This window comes from Candidatus Binataceae bacterium (assembly GCA_035308025.1).
Taxonomy (GTDB): Bacteria; Desulfobacterota; Binatia; order Binatales; family Binataceae; genus JAJPHI01.
This window is the reverse complement of record DATGHL010000053.1, coordinates 46925-66663: the sequence shown is the minus strand read 5'-3', so window position 1 is coordinate 66663 and position 19739 is coordinate 46925. Positions and strand designations below refer to the sequence as shown.

Sequence of the window (19739 nt, the reverse complement as noted above, 5' to 3'; positions counted from 1 at the left end):
GCGTCGCACGTAAACGGATACGCCCCTCCGTCGCGTGGATTCCGTCCAGGCGTGCTACCTGTTTTGAAGTAGCGGCTGTGTTAATTAGCATGGAACGCACGAGCGCCGGTGCGCTTGAGCCGCGTGACGCCGATGAGAGTTAATGGGAAGAACCGATGATTCTCGAAAGTTTCAGCCTTAAGGACAAAGTCGCGCTTATCACCGGCGGCGGACGCGGCCTTGGGCGTGCGATGGCGCTGCGCTTCGCGAGCTGCGGCGCCGACATCGTGGTCGCGGCGCGCACGCTCGCCCAGCTCGAAGCGACCGCCGAGGAGGTGCGCAAGCTGGGCCGGCGCTGCCTGGTGCAGCCGACCGACGTCGCGCGCTCGGAGCAGGTCAACGCGATGGTCGCCGCGGCGCTCAACGAGTTCGGCCAAATCGATATTCTGGTCAATAACGCCGGCATCGACGAAGATTCCTTCGGCAAGCGGCTCGAACAGATTACCGATGAGGAATGGCGCACCGGAATCGACGTCAATCTCTCGAGCCAATTCTACTGTGCGCGCGCCGCGATTCCGCACATGGTCGTGCGCAAGCGCGGCAAAATTATCAATGTCGCCTCCGGCTATGGACTGCGAGGCGGAAAACATAACTATATGTATGCCTGCGCGAAGGGCGCGAGCCTCCAGCTGACCCGCTCGCTCGCGCTGACCTACGCCGATTACAATATCCAGACCAACTGCATCGTGCCCGGGATCTTTCCCCACAACGAGGCCATGATGAAGTTTTTCAAGGGCGGCAAGTTCATCCCGATCGGCCGCGCCGGTGTGGACGACGATGTCGGGCCGCTCGCGGTCTTCCTCGCCTCCGACGCCTCCAATCACGTTAATGGCGAGCTGATCGCGATCGATGGCGGCGGCCTCGCCGGCGGGATCGCGCCGACCGGCGTCGCGCCGGCCGATTCACAATGAAGCGCGCGCCCGCGCGACGGAGTTGAATGCGATGGCGCTGCCTTCCGGAGTCAATGATTTTGCGCTGACCGACAAGCGTGCGCTGGTGATTGGCGCGGAGCATCCGCTGGGCCGCGTCGCCGCGCTGACGCTGGCCGAAGCTGGCGCGAAGGTCTTTCTCGCCTCGCAGGAGCCCGGCGCCGAAAAGCCCTTGCAGGATACCGTTAAGGCGCTCGAAGCCGCGGGACAAAAAAACGCTCCGTACCAGGTGCAGACCGCCGCCGCCCGTGCCGACCTCAGCGCGACCGCCGATCTCGCGGTCAAGAAGCTGGGCGGCCTCGACATTCTGGTCACCGCGCTCGACCACCCGTTCTACGCGCCCTTTGAGGCCACCGACGATTCCGCCTTCGACCGCGTGATCGAGGACAACTTCAAGAGCGTCTGGACGGCGTGCCAGGAAGTCGGGCGCCTGATGCTCCAGCGGGGCGGCGGCACGATCGTCAACATCAGCAATGTGCTGGCCGAGCGCGGCGTCCCCAACGCGACGCTCTACTGCGCGGCCAAGGGCGCGGTGCGCAATCTGGTGCGGGCGCTCGCGCTCGAGTGGGCGCGACGCGGAATCCGCGTCAACCAGATCGAATGCGGATGGCTTGACGTTGCCGATCGCGCCGAAACGCAGGCCGATGAGTTCAATGAAAAGCTGGTCAGGTACCTGCCGTACCGCCGGCTGATGAAGCCCGAGGAGATCGCCGGCGCGCTGCTCTACCTGGTTTCGCCGGTCTCCGGCTTCGTCACCGGCGAGGCGATCGCGGTGGACGGCGGCCTGCTCTGCCGCGTTTAATCTCAATTCGAACTCTTCGCCGATTCATGAATGTAGGAAATAGACAAAAAGTAGCGCCAGGACACAGCCCGCCCGGCGCGCCGGGCGCGGTCAAATCGCCAATCGGAGTCATCCTCAATGATCGATTTTTCACTACCTGACGAAATCGTTCAGCTCGAGCGCAAGGTCACGAGCTTCATCCGCGAGGAGATCGTGCCGCTCGAACGCGATCCGCGCCAGGGTCCGCACGGACCCGCCGAGGCGCTCCGGCTCGAGATGGTCGCGCGCGCCCGCGCCGCCGGCCTGCTCTCGCCCCACGCGCCCAAGGAGTACGGCGGACTCGGCCTCGACCATCGCGGGATGGCGGTGATCTTCGAGGCTGCGGGCTGGTCGCCGCTGGGGCCGCTCGCACTCAATATCCAGGCTCCCGACGAAGGTAACACCAACCTGCTGGACAAGGTCGCGACGCCTGAGCAGAAGGCGCGCTGGCTCGGCCCGCTGGCGCGCGGTGAAATCCGCACGATCTTTTCGATGACCGAACCGGACGGCGGCGCCGGCTCCGATCCCAGCCTGATGAAGACCACGGCCCGCCGCGTCGGCGACGACTATCTGATCAACGGCCGCAAATGGCTCATCACGGGCGCGCCCGGCGCGACGCTCAATATCGTGATGGCGCGCACGGAGGACGCCGACGGCCGCGATCTCGGCGCCACCATGTTTCTGGCCGACACCGACGCTCCCGGCTTCAAGATCACGCGCCTGCTCAATACGATTGACAGCAATTCACCGGGCGGCCACGCCGAGGTCGAATTCCACGACGTGCGGGTCGGGCCCGAGCGCATCCTCGGCGCGGTCGGCAAGGGCTTCCGCTACGCGCAAGTGCGATTGGGTCCGGCGCGGCTGACGCACTGCATGCGCTGGCTGGGTGCGGCGCGGCGCTGTCATGCGATCGCGACCGACTATGCGCGGCGCCGTCACGCCTTCGGCCGCCCGATCGGCGAGCATGAGGGGGTCGGCTTCATGCTCGCCGATAATGAAAACGAGTTGTCGCTCTGCCGCCTCGCGATCTGGCACGCGGCGTGGATGCTCGATCAGGGCGAGCAGGCGCGCAATGAAACCAGCATGTGCAAGGTCTTCTGCTCGGAGGCGACTGGGCGCATCGTCGATCGTTCGTTGCAGATTCTCGGCGGGATGGGCATCACCGACGACACCGTAGTCGAGCGCACCTATCGCGACATCCGCGCCTTTCGCATCTACGACGGGCCGTCGGAGGTCCATCGCTTCGCGCTGGCCCGCGCGATCCTCGCGCGCGACGCCAGCGCCAAATAAGCGAGCATTTGATTTCGCGGCCATTCGACTTCGTCCTCAGAGTGCTCCCCATTTGACGCCTTGCGCCGACGGCATTGCCTCGCCCGCCGTTTCGCGGCATATTCGCCGTTAGCGACACTTCGCGGAGCGAGCACCGGGGGGGCGCATCAGCGAAACAAAGTGGAGCGAGCAGGGGAGTCATTGCCTTCGCTGCGCGTTCGCAGACTCCGCCGCCCCCCTTGCAGCTCAAGGTAGTTAAAAGGGGGGAACATGGGGCTAAACGACGAATCATTTCAATCGCGCATCGGCAAAGGCGCCAAAATTTCGGGCAAGCTAAACTTTCGCGCACCGGCGAAAATCGAGGGTGAAGTTGACGGCGAGATTACCGGCGACGAAATCCTCATCGCCGAAGGCGCGATCGTGACGGCGCGCATCGCCGCCACCCGCCTGACCGTGGCCGGTCAGGTCAGCGGCGAGATCATCGTGCGTGAGCGGCTCGAATTGCTGCCGACGGCGCGGCTCAAATGCGCGATTACGACGCCGAGCCTCGTTTTGAATGAGGGCGCGCAGTTCGAGGGTGACTGCAAGATGCCCGGCGAGCGCGCCGCCGCCTGACGCGGCGCGACGGCCTCGGGGACGTCGTTCAAGGCGAACCGGGTGGGGCTGCCTGTTTTTTGGGTTCGCTAGGGTTTAAAGTCGATGAGGCGGGATTCGCTTCCGCGGCTATCGCGCCGGCGGACGACGGAGCCAGTCCGGTCGACCGCGATCTCCTCGACATCGCCCATCCGCGCCTCGTAGATCCATAGTGAGCCGTCGCCGGGAACGCTCACGCCCAGGGCCGCGCCGCGCGCATCTCCCAGCCGGCAGGTTTGCTTGAGCGACGCGGCGGCCAGCGTGTTGTGATCGATCACGGCCACGCGGCCGGTCCAGCGAATCTGCCCGCGCTCCCGCACGTGCGCGAGGATCAAGGCGCGAAAGATCGTCAGGTCGGCGCCGTCGATCTCACCGAAGCGCCCGAGCTTGATCACGATTTCGTTGCGCCCGGCCATCGCGCTGACGTTGCCGCGAAAGCTGTCGCCGTCCGCCCGATAACTGGCGTCACGCCGGAACAGGCTGCTGGCATAGCGCAGGCTGATCCGCTCAATCCTGCCGGCGTCATCGAGCGTGGCGTCGGCCTCTCGCACCGTCAAACCGTCGGCCTCGCGCCGCGTCGCCGTGATCGCCTTGGGCGCAACCCGCGCCTCTTCGACCGCGACGACCGTCGCGCCCTGGCGAATCTCGTAACGATAGGCGCCGGCCCCGAGCATCGAGGCGTTCAAACCGTCGCGAGCAGCAGCTGCATCTTCGCCGCCAGTTCGGGCGCCGCCGCCTCATGCTTGAAGTAGATGTAAGCCTCGCGCGCGCCGACGGTTAGCCCGCGGATCTTCTCGGCCCAGGCGGCCATCGCAGCGTCGTCGTAGCTCTCCTTGCGCAGGCGCAGATAGGCGTACGGCGCGGTGCTCGCCACCGGACTCGACAGTTTGTCACTTTCTGCTACACACAGTGCCACCTGACGGCGCCGCAACAGCGCCAACACCTCCTCATCAAACCATGAGGGATGGCGAAACTCGAAAGCGGCGCGCACACGGCCGCCGACCTGCGCGATAAAATCGTCGAGCAGCGCGTCGTCGCGGCTCAAATCGGGCGGTAATTGAAAAAGTACCGGACCGAGCTTTTCGCCGAGCGCCCCCGCCACCTCGATGAAGTAGTCCAGCGTCTCGCGGCTGCCGCGCAGACGGGCAAAGTGGGTGATCCGCTGGGGCGCCTTCAGTGCGAAGCGGAAATTCGGCGGAGTCTTTTCCGCCCAGCCCGTTAGCATCGCGCGCCGCGGCATCGCGCGAAAGGTGTAATTGATCTCGACGGTCGCCAGCCGCGCCGAGTAAAACTCGAGCATCTTTGCCCCGGCCAGCTTCGCCGGATAGAAGCCGCCGAGCCATTCCTTGTAGCTGAAACCGGACGCGCCGGCCCTGATCTCGCTCGCCACCAGTCGTAACCTAGCAAGCCCGTGCGCGTCTGAGAATTAGACTCGTCTGAGAATTGTCAGGCGACGCAAGCGGGGCGATGGCGGCGGCAACAGGTTCAGAATGGTTTCTTGGCGAAAATGTTTCCGCAGCCTACAGATAAGCAACGACAAAGTTATCCACAATGGAGGCTTGAAAGATAAATTGTGTCGAATAAAATATGCAGTGGCGGAGTCAACGTTATCTGACGGCTTAGCGCGATTCAGCCAGCGCCAAGTTTCAAGATATGGTCGTTTACTTGCTGATTAGCTTTTGTTAGGAAATCTAGGAGAGGAATCAGAAGACTATGCTAGTAGATGCCAAGGTTCTTACGGTTGGTGAGCTGTCGGATTACCTCCGGGTCCATCGTTCGACGATTTACCGGCTGCTCAAGAAGGGTCAACTGCCCGGCTTCAAAATCGGCAGTGACTGGCGCTTCAACGTGGAAGCTATAGACCAATGGCGGCTGCGGCAGGGCGCCGAGCAACTCGAGCAGATGCGCGCCAGCCAGTAATTGGCCGCGCCCCCGACGAGGAGACTTTCCGGCTTCGCCTCGTTGTGGGAGACGGTACCCGCGCCTACCGGGTTCGCGCGCACCAGAGATTCTTCGCAGCGTGTGACAACCCGCCGCGTCGATTGCCGGATCAGTCTCGCTGGGCGGACGCGGCGGAGCAGCGGATTCGCTCAGATGCGCAGCTAGTCCCCAAGATAGCGGCGGCGAATGAAGACGTCGCCGAGTATCAACAGAATCGCGATCGGCAGGAGCGTCGAATCAAGCGGACGCCAGGTGCGGACCTTGGCGCCGCCATGTGTGAGCATCTGCTTAACGCCGGCTGCGTATCCTCCCTCGGTCCCGGCGGCGAGATCGCGCAACAGGGCAGTATCAGCGGGCCGTAACTTGAGTTCGGCCGCGTCGGCAAGACTGACGCCGGTGGCGGCAATGTCGCGCCGCAATAGAACGCGTTCCGTGTCGCCCGCCTTAATCATCAAGACCAGGCTGTATTTGCCGCGCGTCAGCGGCGCGGACTCGCCGCGATAGACCGACGGACCGATCTGCGTCAGCGCGATATCGGCCGTCCGATGAGGCCCCGAGATGCGGCAGAAGAGGTTCTCCGCCGGGGTCTGATCGGCCTTTTCGGCAATGATCTGCAGGGCCCCGTCCGCGCCATTGCTGGCGCGCAGATTAAAGGGACCGCTATCGCCCGGGCGCGCCACCCAACTGACGAGTTGCGACCAGAATTGCGCATAGTGGTCCCAGCGCAGCCAGGCCAGCGAGCCCAAAGAATCGGGATCGCCCGCAAAGATCGCCGCGCGCCCGAGCTCGTACTGCCAGGCCGCGAGTAACGGGGCACTGACTTTACCCTTATGCGCGGTCAGCGGAACCGACGCGCCGTCCTTGGCCTCCGTCAGCGCAAAGAAGTCGACCGCGGGAATCTCGTTGGCGCCGAGCCCGCTCAGAATCGAACTCGCGCCGCTGACGTCGACTCGCGCATGCTCGTGCAGCTTGAAATCCTGAGCCTCGTGCGTCAGATGAACCAGCAGTTGCGGCAGCTTGGTAATATCCTCGACGCGATAGAAAACCCCGCCGGTGATCTGTGCGAAGTCCTGCAGCAGGCGGAGATTTTCGAGGTCGGGCCCGATTCTGACGGTGGAAACCGGCACGCCCTCCTTGGCCAGCGCCGCCATCAGCTCATCATGATCGTGATACTGGCGGTTAGTGTCGCCGTCGGTCAGCAAAATTATCTGGCGCACCGCGATGCCGCTTTGCAGGATTTCGCGCCGCGCAATTTCGAGCGCGTCTTTGAAGTCGGTGCCGCCGCCCGGCTGCAGGCGCTGGACGCGTCCCAGGACCTCCGCGCGGTCCTCGCCGAGCGGGCGCAGATGGCCCAGCACATAGGGGTCAGAGTCGAAGGCGATAACGCCAGCAAAGTCGGTGTCGTCGAGCTGGTTGAGCAGCGCCGTCGCGGCCTCCTTCGCGTAGCGGATGCGCTCGCCGTCGCGCACCGCCGGGAAACGTGAGTTGTAGCTCATCGAGTTCGAGCGGTCGATCAACAGATAGACCGCGATCGGCTCGCGCGATGGCGGTGGCGGCTGCGGCGCGAAGCTGATCGGTAGGACCTTCTCCAGCGGACCGTCATGAAAGGCGGTATCGCGCAGACTGTCGCCGACGACAATCAGGCCGCCGCCGAAATCGGCGACGTATCGATTCAGCGCCTGCTGCGCGTGCTCATCCAGCGCTTCGGCCGGCGCGTTGGCGACAATCACGGCCTGGTAATCCAGATAGTCCTGGGGCCGAATCGGCAACTCCCGCGGCGCCGCGACCGCGACCTGATAGCCGCGCAGCTTGAGCACCTGCGCGAGGCTCTCGGGCGGGGCGCCGGAGATTATCAGGACGCGCGGCGGCGCGCTCACGGAGATCGCCAATTCGGCCTGCGGATTCGTCACCACGAGGGGCGCCGGCGCCGTGATCGCCGCCTGCATCAGATAGGCACCGGAGCGCGCGATTCGGTAGGGCAGCCGAAAGCGGTTCAAACCCGGCAAAAGCGTAATCTGCCGCCCACCGACGACGGCGCCGTCGGCCAGCAGCTTCAGGCCGGCGACGGTCGGCTGCGGCGCTTCGCTCTCGACCTCGATCTGGAGCGAGAAGCTGCTGTTGGCGCGCACTGAAGCGGGCGCGGCGAAGCTCGTGATAGCGACGCGTCCCTGCGCCGACGGCGGCGGCGCGTCCGTATAGATGTGCACGCCCGCTTCGTCCAACGGCGCGATCTCGCCGCGCGCATCGCCCTGGGTTTCGATCCCGTCACTCAGCAGGACCAGGCGCTTCTCGTAAGCGCCTGAGAACAAGCCCGCGGCGGTGATCAATGCCCCGGCGATATCGGTGCCGCCGCCGTCCACCGCGGCCGCCTCGGGCGCGAGGATGCGCGGTTCGCTCAGCGGCGCGCGCAGTCGCGCGTCGCGTCCGAAGGCGACCAGGCCGAGGCGATCGCGCGGGTCCATCGCGCGGCGCAGCGCGCTGACCTGGCGCATCATCCAGTCATGCTGATCGGGCGCGATCGAGCGGGATTCGTCGAGCGCCACCACCAGCGCCATGCGCTGTGCGCTCCCACGCATAGGAATTTTCGCGCCCGCGAGCACCAGCACGGCCGCAGCGAAGGCCAGCAGACGCATCAGGGCCGACACCGCGGCGGCCAGGCGATAGTCGGTATCCATCGCGCGCCAGCCGGCCCACACGATCAGCGGCGCCGCGGCCAGCAGCCATAACATCAGCGGCCGCTCAAACATGGCTTACTCCCCAGCGCGCCGACCGCCGCGCCAGCAGCACGGATTCCAGCAGCAGAAGCAGGATTACGAGCGCGGCCAGCGGTGTCGTCTGCTGCACGACCTGGCTCTCGCGATGCATCCCGGCGGCCTCGATCATATGCGCCATATGCGCCGCAGGCGTGTCGGCGCCCGGCGCCATCGCCAGATCGGATTCTCCGGCGTCGTAGTAATTCGCGTAAATCGTGGTTGTCTTTTTGCCCGACTGCAGCGCGTAGCGACCCGCCTCGACCGCGCGGAAGCGCACCCGGCCGCTGCGATCAGGAATCAACTGACTCCGCGCACCGCTCGGCGTGAGCAATGTCGCCGGCGCAAAGGTGGCAACTGGCACAAAGTCGCCCGTCGCGACGACTCTGGCGTCAGTCGGCGCGGCGAGCAGCCGCAGCGTATCGATGGTCAGCAGCAGCGCGTCGAGCCGGTCGGGATCAAGCAGCAGATGATTGCGCACGTCGAAGCCGATTACCGCATTCGAGCCCCCGGGCGTGCGGCCGATTCCGGCAAGCACAAAGCTTGACGGATCGCCCGCGACGCCACCGAGCGCCAGCGGCTCCATCCAGGCCGGCAGCGCGAGCGCGCGCGTCGGGCCGAGCGTCACCGGGGTGGCGAGCGGCGGCGCGCCGGCGCGGCCGCGCAACTCCGCCTGCGCGATACTGCTGCCGACGACGCGCCCGCTCTCGCCGTTTGCGGGCGGAGGAAAGATCACGAACCGCGCCGCCGCATCGATCGCGGCCCCGCTGAAATCGTGGATCACGGCGAGATCGAACTTCTGCCCGGCGAGACTACTCAACGCCGCCGGCGTGGTATCAACGACCGTCACCCGATAGGCCGGATTCACCGCCAGCAGGATGCGCGCGAGGTCGTCGCGCGTGGCGTTGTCGGGCGAGACCACGAGCGCCCGCGCCGGCGCGACGCTCGGGGCGAGCGCATAGCGCTCATTGTCGGCGCTCAGGCCGTCGGCGGTCATGATCCGCGCGCGCACCATGCCGCCTTGCGCCAGCGGCCCGAAGCCCACCATCGCCGCCGCCCGCGGGTCGAGAATCAGCGTGGAATGAAAGACTTCGCGGCCGGCCGCATCGATCACCAGTTCACATGGTTGCGCGCGCGCCGAGAAATTCCGGATTAGCGCGTGGCCCTGCGAGCTTTTCGGCGTCCCCGGATCGAGTGAGACCAGCGCCAGGTTCTCGACCGGCCCGCCGATCAGATGGATCGCGACGGCGGCGTGCGCACGCGCGTCGCGCAGCAGCTCGGGGGCCGGCTGATGGTCGGTGAAGAGATCAATTTTCGCCGCGCCATTGGCGTCGATCAGGGCGGCGCTCAACGCCGCCGGCCGCGGCGCCACCGCGACCGGCGTAAGCGCGAGGATCGCGCTGCGCAGCTCCGCCCCACGCCCGGCCGCGGCGCGAATAAGCTGCGCATCCAGCGCGTAGCCGATAACACTGAACTCGCGGCCGGCCGGCGCACTGTCGATCAGCGCCAGCGCCGCCTGTCGCGCTGCGTCAAGGCGACTCGTGTCGCTCTCCCGCGCGTTCATCGCTGCGCCCAGATCGAAGACCAGCGCCTCGCGTACCACCCGACTCGCGGGCTTCGGCTCCCGGAGATAGAAACCCGCCGCGGCCAGGGTTAGCGCCGTCAGCGCCGCCGCTTCGAGCCAGAAGAGCGCATCGACGCGCAGGGTGCGGCTGCGCGCGACCGGCGCCGCCGCCTCCGCAAACAGCTCGAGACTCGAGACCGTGATCGTCGGCCGCGCCCGCGCGCGCAAATAGATCGCTACCAGCGCCGCCAGGCTCAAGCCCAGCAGCAGGTTCAGCGGCTCGAGCAGACCCATCACTAGATCAGTCCTCCGAGACGCGGAAATTCGCGCAGGATAATCTCGTCCGCCGCCTCCGCGCCGAAGGCCTCGGCGTAGGTGATCCCGCGGCTGGCGCAAAATGCGCGCACCCGATTAGCATGAGCCGTCGCCCGCGCACGACAGGCCGCCGCGGCGGCCGGCCCCAAGGTCACTTCGCGGGTCGCGCCGCTTTCGCAATCGCGAATCCGGTAGGCCCCGGGCGGATAGTCGCCCGCCATCTCCTTCGTGCCCATGACATGAACGACTTTGACTTCATGATGGGCCGCGCTTAAGTCTGCCAGCGCAGTTTCGTAATCCGCCGCGGCGACCAGAAAATCCGAGATGACAAAGACCATCCCCGGCGCGCGCCGTTCGTTGAGCAGCGTGCCGACCGCCGCGGCCATCCTTGTCTCCCCGCCGGCCGCGAGGCCCGTCACGAACGGCCGCAGTTCGACGTAGGATTCCTGGCGCCGGTAAAAGCGCGTCGTCTCGAGCCCCGCCGCCGACGCCCGCCGGCCGAAGGCCGCCAGCCGCACCGGATCGTTTTTACTCATCGCCACGTAAGCGAGGCCGGCGCCAAGCAGCCGCGCCAGCCCGAACTTGTCGTCACGCTCCGGAATCCCCATCGACGCGCTGGCGTCGAGCAGCACGCTGACCTCGACGTGGCGATCGGCACGAAAGGTGCGGATCGTCAGATCGTCGAGGCGGGCCAGCGCATTCCAGTCGAGGAAGCGCAGATCGTCGCCCGCCGCATATTCGCGATAATTTTCCGGTTCGATCCCGGCGCCTTGCGCGCGGCCAATCACGCGGCGGCCGGCGCGGCGGGTGCGCGCGCGCGTCGCGCTCAGGACCAGGCCGTCCAGCTTGCGCAGAAATTCCGCTTCGAAGGCGCGCTGCTCGAGCATCGCAAAATTGCCCTTAGCTGCGCGTCGGCCGCACCGCTTTGACCACTTCCGCGACGATCCGCGCCGCATCGACGTTGTCCGAGTGCGCCGCGTAATTGAGCATGATCCGATGCTCCAGCGCGGCCGGCGCCACGCGATCGACATCGTCGTAGGCGATATTGGCGCGGCCGTCGAGTAGGGCGCGCACCTTGGCGCCCAGAATCAACGCCTGCGCCCCGCGCGGACTCGAGCCGAAGCTGACGTAGCGCGCGACCGCATCGACGGCGACGGTTGACGGCGTCTCGCCCATCACGTGCGCATTCGGCGGCTGCGTCGCACGCACCATCCGCGCGGCGTAACGCTCGATCTGCGGCGCCGCGATCACTTCGCGCACCAGCCGCTTGAGCCGCTCGAGCGCCGCCGGCGCCTCGGCCGCCGGGAACACCGGCTCGATCACAGCTTCCTCCGTCCGCGTCGTCGAGCCGATAATTTTGACCATCTCGTCTTCGGCCGGATAGCCCAGCCGCACCTTGAAGAGAAAACGATCGAGCTGCGCCTCGGGGAGCGGATAGGTGCCTTCCATTTCAAGCGGATTGAGCGTCGCCATTACCAGGTAGGGCGGCGGCAGCGGATAGGTCACGCCGGCGACCGTCACCTGCAACTCGGCCATCGCTTCGAGCAGCGCCGATTGCGTCTTCGGCGTCGCGCGATTGATCTCGTCGCCGAGCAGGATATGCGCAAAGACCGGCCCCGGTTGAAAGGCGAATTCGCGCCGCCCGTCCGCGCCCGACAGGATCACGCGGGTACCCGTGATATCGGCCGGCATCAGATCGACCGTGAACTGGATGCGGTTGAACGAGAGATTGAGCGCCAGCCCGAGCGCCTTGACCAGCGTGGTCTTGCCGGTGCCGGGCACGCCCTCGATCAGCACATGGCCGCCGGCAAAAAAGGCGCTGAGCAACTCCTCGATCGCCTGCTCGTGCCCGACGATCGCCTTGTGCACCTCAGCCTGGATGCGCCGGAAAGTTCCGGCGAAATCAGCCACCGTGGGCGTCTGCAGCCCATTCACTGGTTGGGTTTCATTCATCGTTCAAACACTTTCTTGAGCGTCATCTGATCCTCCGGTGGCGCCGCCGCGCGCGCCAGCGGCTCATCGGGGAACTGTTGCGAACTCAGCGGCACGCGCACCTTGGGCGGGATATAGGCCGGCGCGCCCTTGCTCGAGGCCTCGTCGGACGGTACCGCGTCGATCGCGATTTTGAAGCTGTCGCTGCCGAGCTCCTGCGCCTCGGGCGGGCCGAACAGATGGGCGGGATCGGAACCGGCGCCATGACTGGAACCGCCGCCCCCGCTGTCGCCGCCCAGCGGCGTCCCGGCCGCGGGCTCGCCGGCCCCGCCGCCGCGCTTGTCCGCGCCCGGCTGATAGGGCGCCGCCGCGCCATTCTGCGCCAGTTGATCGGCCTGCTCGCCCGGTAGCGCGACCACCGGCGGTTGCCGATCGGGATTACCCGCCGCGCCGTTGGAATTCGCGCTCTGGCCCGGCGCACCCGCATTCGGATTCGAATGGCTCACGCCGGGAGCGCCTGCGCGGCCCGGTGGATGGGCCTGCGCGAGCTGCGGCGGCGGGTTCAGCGCGTTCGGCGACGCCGGATTACTCGACTTCAAATGAATCGTGGAGAGCGGCAACGGATTACGTCCGGTCACCTGATCCTGAAGATTGCCGGCCAGCTTGCGCGCCTTGTCCATCCAGTTCGACACCCGGCCTTGCTTCGCCTGTGCAATCTTGGCTTCGAGCTGGCGCAGCGTCTTGGCGTCGGCCACGACCCGCCCGTTGGGTTTGACCGCAGGATCATCCGGAAGCACTTCGAGATCGCCGATATCGGCGGTGATATCGGGCGGCGGCGCAAGCGCGCCGCGCGATGGCAGGTGCGCGTAAAATCTCAGCGCCGCAGTCAACGCGACGATCGCGAAGCCGACCACAATCGGCGCCAGGATCGCCCGCGACACCCAGCGCGGCTCAATCTGCGCGGGCTCAAAGCGGCTCCGCAGGCCGTAAGTGTCTTCGACCAGGTAGGGCCAGAGCGCAGAGCGTGGCGGGGTTTCCGCCAACGCCATCACCGTCGCCAGCCGCCCCTTCAAATCCGCGCGCTCATCGGCAATCAGCGCCGCGCGCGTTGGATTAGCGCCCTGGCGAAGCGCTGCCCGCGCCGCGCGCATCGCGAGCAGCAACGCGGCTACGCTGACAATCGCGCCGACAATCAGGAAAGCGAGCGGATTCAGGAGCGCGGCCAGAACAAAAATCGCCGCGGCCGCGCCAATCAGAATCGCCAGCGTGATAAACAGCCAGTATTGAATCGCGAGCAGGTTCAGCCGCGTACGGATCGCCTTAATCTGGAACAGAATCAGCCAGAGTTTCTGCTCGTCGCGTCGGTTTTCCGCCACTGGATGCTTCTGTCAGAGGATCGAATTTGTGACTAGGTAAGCTTTGACATTAATTAAGCGATTCCAGCCACGCAACGATAATTCTGCTTACCACAGGCTTAGACGCTGCCGGCGTCAATTCGGTCCAATTAGCGATTGAACAGCGTGACCTGCACCAGATACGCGAGCGCACTACGCGCGGATTGCGGATCACTAATCAAGAATCTTGACGCAGCTCGCAGACTCGCCTGCTCGCTCCGCGCGGCAGCCGCGCTCCGCTAGCGTGAGCGTTAGAACTGCCAGCCCACGATCGACTTAATAAAGGTCCCGTTGCTGGCGTGCGTCAGCCCGATACCCACGCCGAGATTCAGTTCGAGCGACGCGAGCAAGGGCAGATTCAGCGCCGGCACGATAAAGTGCTGCTGGCGCTGCACGCCCGGCAGATGCGTCAACGCGCCCATATCCCCATAGTACTCCACCCCGGGTTCGAGCCAGCGAAAAACCTCGTACGTGAGCTCTCCCGACGGCGCGAGCGTCATCCCCCGATGGGTCCCCGGGCCCTCGAACGGCTTCTCGAAAGCGAAGTTCGCGATCAGCGTGAATTTCCCGAAGTTCGCCTCGGCGATTGGCCGTAGTTCGAGCGAGAGCGGATCCTCCTCCGCCGCGCGCCGCATGTAATCGAGCTCGATATTACCGCCCAGACGAATCGGCCAGTCGTCTGTCGCGGCGACGCCGAAGTGCATCTTCGTGCGGCTGCCGGCGTACTCGTAGTTGCCATTATCGAGCTTGGCCGTGCACAAATACTGTCCGACCTCGATATGCGGAGTCAGGCCATAGGATGCCTCGACGGTTTCGTGAATCTCGTAAGGCCTAATCTCCTTATGGGCCTCAGCGCCCGTTGCCGTCGTCACGCTGTTGGAATGCAGTTCGAGTTCGAGCGTCTGCGGCGGCGTCGTCTCGGTCGGATAGATCTGGATTTCGTAGAAATCGATCGCGCGCGCCGGCGCGGCGATCAGCAGAATCGCCGCGGCAACAATCAACGCAATCGCGTTATTTAATTCCGGCGTCATCGAGCACGCCCAGCGCGAGCGCCGACCAGTCCATCTCTTCACGCCCCTGCGCCAGCCCGGCGATAATGCGCTCGCGCAGCATTGCCGCCAACGGCATCGGCACGCGCGCCGCCCCGGCGGTTTTCAGCACCAGTTCGACATCCTTCAGCCCCAGCGGCAGTTTGAAGCCCGCCGGCAGATGACGCTTCGATGCGATCATCTCGCCATAACGTTGATAGACCGGGGCGGCGAACAGCGTCTTGGTCAGCATTTCAGCGACCTGTGCGCGATCGACCCCGCTCTTCTCGGCCATCGCGAAGGCCTCCGCCATCGCCTCGATCGCCGCCGCGATCAGGAAATTGCCGCAGAGCTTGGCGACATTCGCCGCGCCCGGCTCCTCGCCGAAATCGAAGATCGCACGCCCCATCGCTTCGAGGAGCGGACGGATGTGCGCCTTCGCCTCCGCGGGTCCCGACGTGCAGACCACGAGCTGACGCTGCTCGGCGTTCTCGGGACGGCCGAAGACCGGCGCGGCGACGTATATATTGCCGGCCTCGAGATGAATCCGCGCCAGGCGGCGCGCAGTGGCCGGCGCGATCGTGCTCATAGAAATGTGGACGCCTCCCGCGCCCAACCGGGCCGCCAGCCCGCCCTCCCCGACCACGACACTTTCGACCGCGTCGTCATCGGCGAGCATCGTGATCGCGACCCCGCCCGTCACGGCGACCTCCGCCGCCATTGCCGTCGCGGTCGCGCCACGCGCCGTCAACGCCGCGGCCTTCGCCGCAGTGCGATTCCAGACGCGGAGTTTGAAGCCGCCCACGAGCAGGTTGCCCGCCATCGGAGTGCCCATCGCTCCCAATCCGATGAAACCGACTTCCTCGTTCATCTTTTACCTCGATTTGACGACGCCGGTCCGCGGACACCATTGCGCGACCGGACAGCGCGAACACCATGGCGAGACCGGCTGGCACAGCGTCTGGCCGAAGGCGACCAGCAGCGAGTTGTATTCCAACCAATAACGGCGCGGCAGGACCTCGCGCAAGGCCGCCTCGGTATGGTCGGGCGTGCGCGTCTTGACCAGGCCCCAGCGATTCGAGATCCGATGAACATGCGTATCGACGCAGATTCCGGCGCAGCCGAAAGCCTCCGTCACGACCAGGTTTGCGGTCTTGCGGCCGACCCCCTTGAGCGTCAGCAGATCGTCGATGCGATCCGGCACCTGACCGCCGAATCGGTCCATCAAGTCGCGGCAGATGCCCAGCACTACGCGCGCCTTCGTGCGATAGAAGCCCACCGGATAGATCAGCCGCGCGATCTCTTCCGGCGTCAGTTGCAGCATCGCCGCTGGGGTGTCGGCGCGGGCGAACAGGCGGGGCGCCGCCACCGCCGTCGTTTCATCCTTGGTCCGCAGGCTCAGGATACAGCCGATCAGCGTCAGGAAGGGATCGCGCTTCTCCGCCGCCATCAAAGTCAGCACCGGCGCGTTCCAGCCGGGCGCGGCCCGCCGCAAGCGCCTCAGGAGCCGCCCGACCGTCGCGCCCGTAACCGGCGCTGCATTCGCCGTCTTGACCGCTGCTTGCGCCATCGCGCCGTTTTTAACGCGAAACCGCGGACAAAGCGATTGACCCGCCGGGCGATCGGCGCTAAGTACCCGCCAGACAGCGCACCGCGTGAAGGGCACGGAGCGTCGCGCGAGAGAGGGAATGTCTGTCAAGGGTGAAAGCCTTCAGTTTGGCCGCGGCGCGATCAGAAACTTGTGGAGCACTAGTAAAGGCGCGCTGCGCGCCGGAACGAGCAGGTGAGTCTGCGAGCTGCGTTACAAATGTTTCACGTGAAACATCTTGTCATCGTTCAGGCAGCACGCCGCTCCATTGTCGCGGCTTTCGCTCAGCCTGGTGGAGTGCCGGTCTCCGGGCACCGAAACACGTGTTTCGCGTGAAATATTTTTTCGCCGCCCAGGCATCACTGGTTCCGACGGAGTGAATGCGATGGAAATCGGGAAGCTGGGTGCGTTTTGTTTCATGGATGCGATGGCTGGGCCGGAAAGCCTCGCGTTTTGCCGCCGGGTCGAGCGGATGGGCTACAAGGTCCTCTGGTCGCCGGAGGCTTGGGGGCGGGAGACCTTCGCGCATGGTGGCTACCTGCTCGGGCGCACCGACAGTCTGATTTACGCAACCGGTATTGCCAACGTCTGGGCGCGCGATCCGATGACCATGGCTGCGGCGGCCAAAACACTGGCCGAAATCGCACCCGACCGCTTCATCCTCGGTATCGGCGTGAGCCATCGCTCGTTGGTCGAAGATCTGCACGGGCACCCGTACGCCAAACCTTTCAGTTATCTGAGCGACTATATTCCGCGGATGAAATCGGCGTTCTACAACGCTGTCGCGCCGAAAGTCGAGCCGCCGCTGGTGATCGCGGCGCTGCATCCCAAATCCCTGGGCCTGGCCGCGCGCGAGGCGCAGGGCACACATACCTACCTGTGTCTTCCGCCGCATACCACGCAGGCGCGCACCCTGATGGGCCCCGATAAATGGGTTTGCGCGAGCGTGACTGCCATTCTCGAACGGGACGCCACCAAGGCGCGCGCGCGGGCCCGCGAGCATCTGAGCTTTTACGCCAACCAGGATAACTATCGCCGCATCTTGATCGCCCAGGGCTTCGCTGCGGCGGATTTCGAGCATGGCGGCAGCGATCGGCTGATTGATGCGGTGATCGCGTGGGGCAGCGAGGATAAGATCAAGGAGCGGATCGACGCTCATCTGGCGGCCGGCGCGAATCATGTCTGCCTGCTGCCGTTACGAGGCGACCATGTTTCACTGCCGGATGAGCGCGTGCTGGAAGCGTTCGCTCCGCGCTGAAGGCTTCGATTGAGAAGTGCAGCGTACCTTCGGCGTTACGCAAGAGCGCGACACACTAACGGAGCGCGGTTGCCGCGCGGAGCGAGCAGGCGAGTCCGCGTGCTGCGTTTCAAAATGTTTCGCGTGAAACATTTTGTTAAGCGATCGTGCAGGAGCGCGACAACGGAGGGCGCTGTTCTAATTTCACAGAGATTGCCCTAATTCGGACGGTGCCCAACGGAGTGTACTCTCCGGACGGTGAAACAGGTGAAAAAATGGAAGAACTCGACAAGGAATTTTTGCTCGATCTTTACCACACGATGGTCCGGATCCGGCTGTTTGAGGAGCGGGTTCGCGACCTCGCCTTGAAAAACGAGATTCCGGGCTTCGTCCACGTCTCGATCGGCGAGGAAGCCAGCGCGACCGGCGTCTGCGCGGCGCTGCGCGACAGCGATCGCATAACTTCGACTCATCGCGGGCACGGCCATCTGATCGCCAAGGGCGGCCGCCTCGACCGCATGATGGCGGAGCTGTACGGCAAGCGCGGCGGCTACTGCAAGGGCAAGGGCGGCTCGATGCATATTGTCGACTTCGCCCTGGGCATCCTCGGCGCCAACGGCATCGTCGGCGCGGGACTGCCGATCGCGACAGGCTCGGCGCTCGCCGCCGTGGTCGCGGGCCGCGACGACGTCACCGCCTGCTTCTTCGGCGACGGCGCGTCCAACGAAGGGACGTTTCACGAGTCACTCAATCTGGCGGCGGTCTGGAAACTGCCGGTGGTCTTTATCTGCGAAAATAACGGCTTTGGCGAATTCACGCCCGCGCAGACCGTGACCTCGGTCCGCGACATCGCGCAGCGCGCGCAGGCTTACGGAATCCCGGGCCTGATCGTCAATGGTAACGACGTTGTCGAGGTCTATCGTTACGCCCTCGAGGCGGCCGCCCGCGCGCGCGCCGGTGACGGCCCGACCCTGCTCGAATGCAAGACCTATCGATGGGAAGGCCACGTGGTCGGCGAGCAGGCCTTTCTCGGAGCCAACACCTATCGCGAGCAGGCGGAGATCGACGAGTGGAAGGCGCGCTGCCCGCTGATTCGGTTTCGCAAGTTTGCTGAGACCTCCGGACGGATCGGCGCGTCGGAGCTCAAAAAGATCGACGAAGAGACCGCGACGGAGCTTGAAGCGGCGGTCGCCTTCGCGCGCGAAAGCCCCTTGCCGGATGCAGCGGAAGTTACCGAGGACCTCTACGCATGAGTTGCCGATTCATGCCGCTTGCCGAAAACGGAGCAGCCCGATGGCACTAACGACGTTCGTCCAGGCAATCAACCAGGCGCTCTTCGAAGAGATGGAGCGCGATCCCCTGACCTTTGTGATGGGTGAGGACGTGGTGCTGAGCGTCTTTGGCGCGACCAAGGGGTTGATTGATAAATTCGGCGCGACCCGAGTGCGCAACACGCCGATCGCCGAAGCGGGTTTCGTCGGCGCCGCGGTCGGCGCTGCGATGGCCGGGACGCGGCCCATCTGCGAAGTCGAGTTCGCGAGTTTTTTCTATTGCGCCTTCGATCAGGTCTGCAATCAGGCCGCCAAGCTGCGTTACATGTCGGGCGGACAGGCGCGGCTGCCGATCACTTTCCGCACCGTGTACGGCGCGATGGGCGGCGCGGCGGCGCAACATTCCGAAACCGTCTATGCGCAGTTCCTGAGCGTGCCGGGAATCAAAATCGTCGTGCCGTCGGGGCCGTCGGACGTTAAGGGGCTGCTGAAGAGCGCGATCCGCGACGATAATCCGGTCATCGTTTTCGAGCACGGCGGCCTCGGCCGCCTGCGCGAGGAGATTCCCGCGGGCGATCATCTGGTGCCGCTGGGAAAAGCCGCGGTGAAACGCGCCGGCGACAACGTCACGGTGGTCGCGATCGGCGCGATGGTGCCGAAGGCGCTCAAGGTCGCCGACAAGCTGGCCAAGGAAAATATCAGCGTTGAAGTCGTCGATCCGCGCACGCTGGTCCCGCTCGACGAAGAGACGATTCTCACCTCGGTCGAAAAGACCAATCGCGCGATCGTCGTCGACGAGGGTCATCTGCGCGGCGGCGCGGCGACCGATATCGCGGCGATGATCGGGGAGAAGGGTTTCGACTTTCTCGACGGTCCGGTGCGGCGCGTGACCTCGCTTGACGTGCCGATTCCATTCAGCCCGCCGCTCGAAAAGGCCGCGATCGCGGACGAGGCGCGCATCGAAGCGGCGATTCGTGAATTGATTGGCCATGAGTAGATTTTTGATACATTAAGTAGAGAGCGGGTTTT

18 protein-coding genes are annotated in these 19739 nt (G+C 65.3%); 8 read left to right on the top strand and 10 right to left on the bottom strand.

What is annotated here, in order from left to right; genetic code table 11:
• Positions 1 to 155: 155 nt before the first annotated feature.
• The 4 genes from VKS22_16605 (at position 156) to VKS22_16590 (ending at position 3672) form a co-directional block, all read left to right on the top strand.
• Entirely contained in the window at positions 156 to 950 is a 795-nt protein-coding gene (locus VKS22_16605) for an SDR family NAD(P)-dependent oxidoreductase (GenBank protein HLW72233.1), read from the top strand.
• Between the two features lie 31 nt (positions 951 to 981).
• Entirely contained in the window at positions 982 to 1770 is a 789-nt protein-coding gene (locus VKS22_16600) for an SDR family oxidoreductase (protein ID HLW72232.1), read from the top strand.
• A 117-nt stretch (positions 1771 to 1887) separates the two neighbouring features.
• Entirely contained in the window at positions 1888 to 3078 is a 1191-nt protein-coding gene (locus VKS22_16595; GenBank protein HLW72231.1) for an acyl-CoA dehydrogenase family protein, read from the top strand.
• 249 nt (positions 3079 to 3327) lie between these two features.
• Positions 3328 to 3672 carry a polymer-forming cytoskeletal protein gene (locus tag VKS22_16590; GenBank protein HLW72230.1) on the top strand — a complete coding sequence of 115 codons (345 nt, stop codon included), beginning with the start codon at positions 3328 to 3330 and terminating at the stop codon, positions 3670 to 3672.
• 68 nt (positions 3673 to 3740) lie between these two features.
• Here the strand turns inward: VKS22_16590 and VKS22_16585 are convergent, their stop codons facing one another.
• Both VKS22_16585 and VKS22_16580 read right to left on the bottom strand, forming a co-directional pair.
• Positions 3741 to 4364, bottom strand: coding sequence for a hypothetical protein (locus tag VKS22_16585; protein HLW72229.1), 624 nt, complete (start codon positions 4362 to 4364; stop codon positions 3741 to 3743).
• A gap of 8 nt (positions 4365 to 4372) precedes the next feature.
• On the bottom strand, positions 4373 to 5080 hold the full coding sequence (locus VKS22_16580; protein ID HLW72228.1) for a DUF72 domain-containing protein: 708 nt from the start codon (positions 5078 to 5080) through the stop codon (positions 4373 to 4375).
• A 323-nt stretch (positions 5081 to 5403) separates the two neighbouring features.
• Between VKS22_16580 and VKS22_16575 the strand changes: the two genes are divergently transcribed.
• Entirely contained in the window at positions 5404 to 5610 is a 207-nt protein-coding gene (locus VKS22_16575; protein ID HLW72227.1) for a helix-turn-helix domain-containing protein, read from the top strand.
• Between the two features lie 182 nt (positions 5611 to 5792).
• Here the strand turns inward: VKS22_16575 and VKS22_16570 are convergent, their stop codons facing one another.
• From VKS22_16570 to nth, 8 genes are all read right to left on the bottom strand, one after another.
• On the bottom strand, positions 5793 to 8378 hold the full coding sequence (locus tag VKS22_16570) for a VWA domain-containing protein (protein HLW72226.1): 2586 nt from the start codon (positions 8376 to 8378) through the stop codon (positions 5793 to 5795).
• Positions 8371 to 10239, bottom strand: coding sequence for a hypothetical protein (locus VKS22_16565; GenBank protein ID HLW72225.1), 1869 nt, complete (start codon positions 10237 to 10239; stop codon positions 8371 to 8373). The genes VKS22_16570 and VKS22_16565 overlap by 8 nt, the downstream gene beginning before the upstream one ends.
• 2 nt (positions 10240 to 10241) lie before the next feature.
• On the bottom strand, positions 10242 to 11147 hold the full coding sequence (locus tag VKS22_16560; GenBank protein ID HLW72224.1) for a DUF58 domain-containing protein: 906 nt from the start codon (positions 11145 to 11147) through the stop codon (positions 10242 to 10244).
• A gap of 13 nt (positions 11148 to 11160) precedes the next feature.
• Entirely contained in the window at positions 11161 to 12213 is a 1053-nt protein-coding gene (locus VKS22_16555) for an AAA family ATPase (protein ID HLW72223.1), read from the bottom strand.
• Entirely contained in the window at positions 12210 to 13568 is a 1359-nt protein-coding gene (locus VKS22_16550) for a hypothetical protein (GenBank protein HLW72222.1), read from the bottom strand. The genes VKS22_16555 and VKS22_16550 overlap by 4 nt, the downstream gene beginning before the upstream one ends.
• A gap of 269 nt (positions 13569 to 13837) precedes the next feature.
• Positions 13838 to 14617, bottom strand: a complete 780-nt coding sequence (locus VKS22_16545) for a hypothetical protein (protein ID HLW72221.1) — start codon at positions 14615 to 14617, stop codon at positions 13838 to 13840.
• Positions 14598 to 15485: an NAD(P)-dependent oxidoreductase gene (locus tag VKS22_16540; protein HLW72220.1), complete on the bottom strand. Its 888-nt coding sequence runs from the start codon at positions 15483 to 15485 to the stop codon at positions 14598 to 14600. The genes VKS22_16545 and VKS22_16540 overlap by 20 nt, the downstream gene beginning before the upstream one ends.
• A 3-nt stretch (positions 15486 to 15488) precedes the next feature.
• Positions 15489 to 16184 (bottom strand): endonuclease III, encoded by a 696-nt coding sequence (gene nth / locus VKS22_16535; GenBank protein HLW72219.1) that lies wholly within the window; start codon positions 16182 to 16184, stop codon positions 15489 to 15491.
• Positions 16185 to 16587: 403 nt separating this feature from the next.
• Here nth and VKS22_16530 point away from each other — a divergent pair, with 403 nt between their 5' ends.
• From VKS22_16530 to VKS22_16520, 3 genes are all read left to right on the top strand, one after another.
• Positions 16588 to 17460 carry a TIGR03620 family F420-dependent LLM class oxidoreductase gene (locus VKS22_16530; GenBank protein HLW72218.1) on the top strand — a complete coding sequence of 291 codons (873 nt, stop codon included), beginning with the start codon at positions 16588 to 16590 and terminating at the stop codon, positions 17458 to 17460.
• 254 nt (positions 17461 to 17714) lie between these two features.
• Complete coding sequence (locus VKS22_16525; protein HLW72217.1) at positions 17715 to 18692, top strand: thiamine pyrophosphate-dependent dehydrogenase E1 component subunit alpha; 978 nt, start codon at positions 17715 to 17717, stop codon at positions 18690 to 18692.
• A 40-nt stretch (positions 18693 to 18732) separates the two neighbouring features.
• Positions 18733 to 19707, top strand: a complete 975-nt coding sequence (locus VKS22_16520) for an alpha-ketoacid dehydrogenase subunit beta (protein HLW72216.1) — start codon at positions 18733 to 18735, stop codon at positions 19705 to 19707.
• The last annotated feature ends 32 nt before the right edge of the window (positions 19708 to 19739 follow it).

Coding starts and splice junctions, on each gene's coding strand:
- VKS22_16605 (HLW72233.1), top strand. CDS start 156: ATGATTCTCGAAAGTTTCAGCCTTAAGGACAAAGTCGCGCTTATCACC.
- VKS22_16600 (HLW72232.1), top strand. CDS start 982: ATGGCGCTGCCTTCCGGAGTCAATGATTTTGCGCTGACCGACAAGCGT.
- VKS22_16595 (HLW72231.1), top strand. CDS start 1,888: ATGATCGATTTTTCACTACCTGACGAAATCGTTCAGCTCGAGCGCAAG.
- VKS22_16590 (HLW72230.1), top strand. CDS start 3,328: ATGGGGCTAAACGACGAATCATTTCAATCGCGCATCGGCAAAGGCGCC.
- VKS22_16585 (HLW72229.1), bottom strand. CDS start 4,364: ATGCTCGGGGCCGGCGCCTATCGTTACGAGATTCGCCAGGGCGCGACG.
- VKS22_16575 (HLW72227.1), top strand. CDS start 5,404: ATGCTAGTAGATGCCAAGGTTCTTACGGTTGGTGAGCTGTCGGATTAC.
- VKS22_16570 (HLW72226.1), bottom strand. CDS start 8,378: ATGTTTGAGCGGCCGCTGATGTTATGGCTGCTGGCCGCGGCGCCGCTG.
- VKS22_16565 (HLW72225.1), bottom strand. CDS start 10,239: ATGGGTCTGCTCGAGCCGCTGAACCTGCTGCTGGGCTTGAGCCTGGCG.
- VKS22_16560 (HLW72224.1), bottom strand. CDS start 11,147: ATGCTCGAGCAGCGCGCCTTCGAAGCGGAATTTCTGCGCAAGCTGGAC.
- VKS22_16555 (HLW72223.1), bottom strand. CDS start 12,213: ATGAATGAAACCCAACCAGTGAATGGGCTGCAGACGCCCACGGTGGCT.
- VKS22_16545 (HLW72221.1), bottom strand. CDS start 14,617: ATGACGCCGGAATTAAATAACGCGATTGCGTTGATTGTTGCCGCGGCG.
- VKS22_16540 (HLW72220.1), bottom strand. CDS start 15,485: ATGAACGAGGAAGTCGGTTTCATCGGATTGGGAGCGATGGGCACTCCG.
- nth (HLW72219.1), bottom strand. CDS start 16,184: ATGGCGCAAGCAGCGGTCAAGACGGCGAATGCAGCGCCGGTTACGGGC.
- VKS22_16530 (HLW72218.1), top strand. CDS start 16,588: ATGGAAATCGGGAAGCTGGGTGCGTTTTGTTTCATGGATGCGATGGCT.
- VKS22_16525 (HLW72217.1), top strand. CDS start 17,715: ATGGAAGAACTCGACAAGGAATTTTTGCTCGATCTTTACCACACGATG.
- VKS22_16520 (HLW72216.1), top strand. CDS start 18,733: ATGGCACTAACGACGTTCGTCCAGGCAATCAACCAGGCGCTCTTCGAA.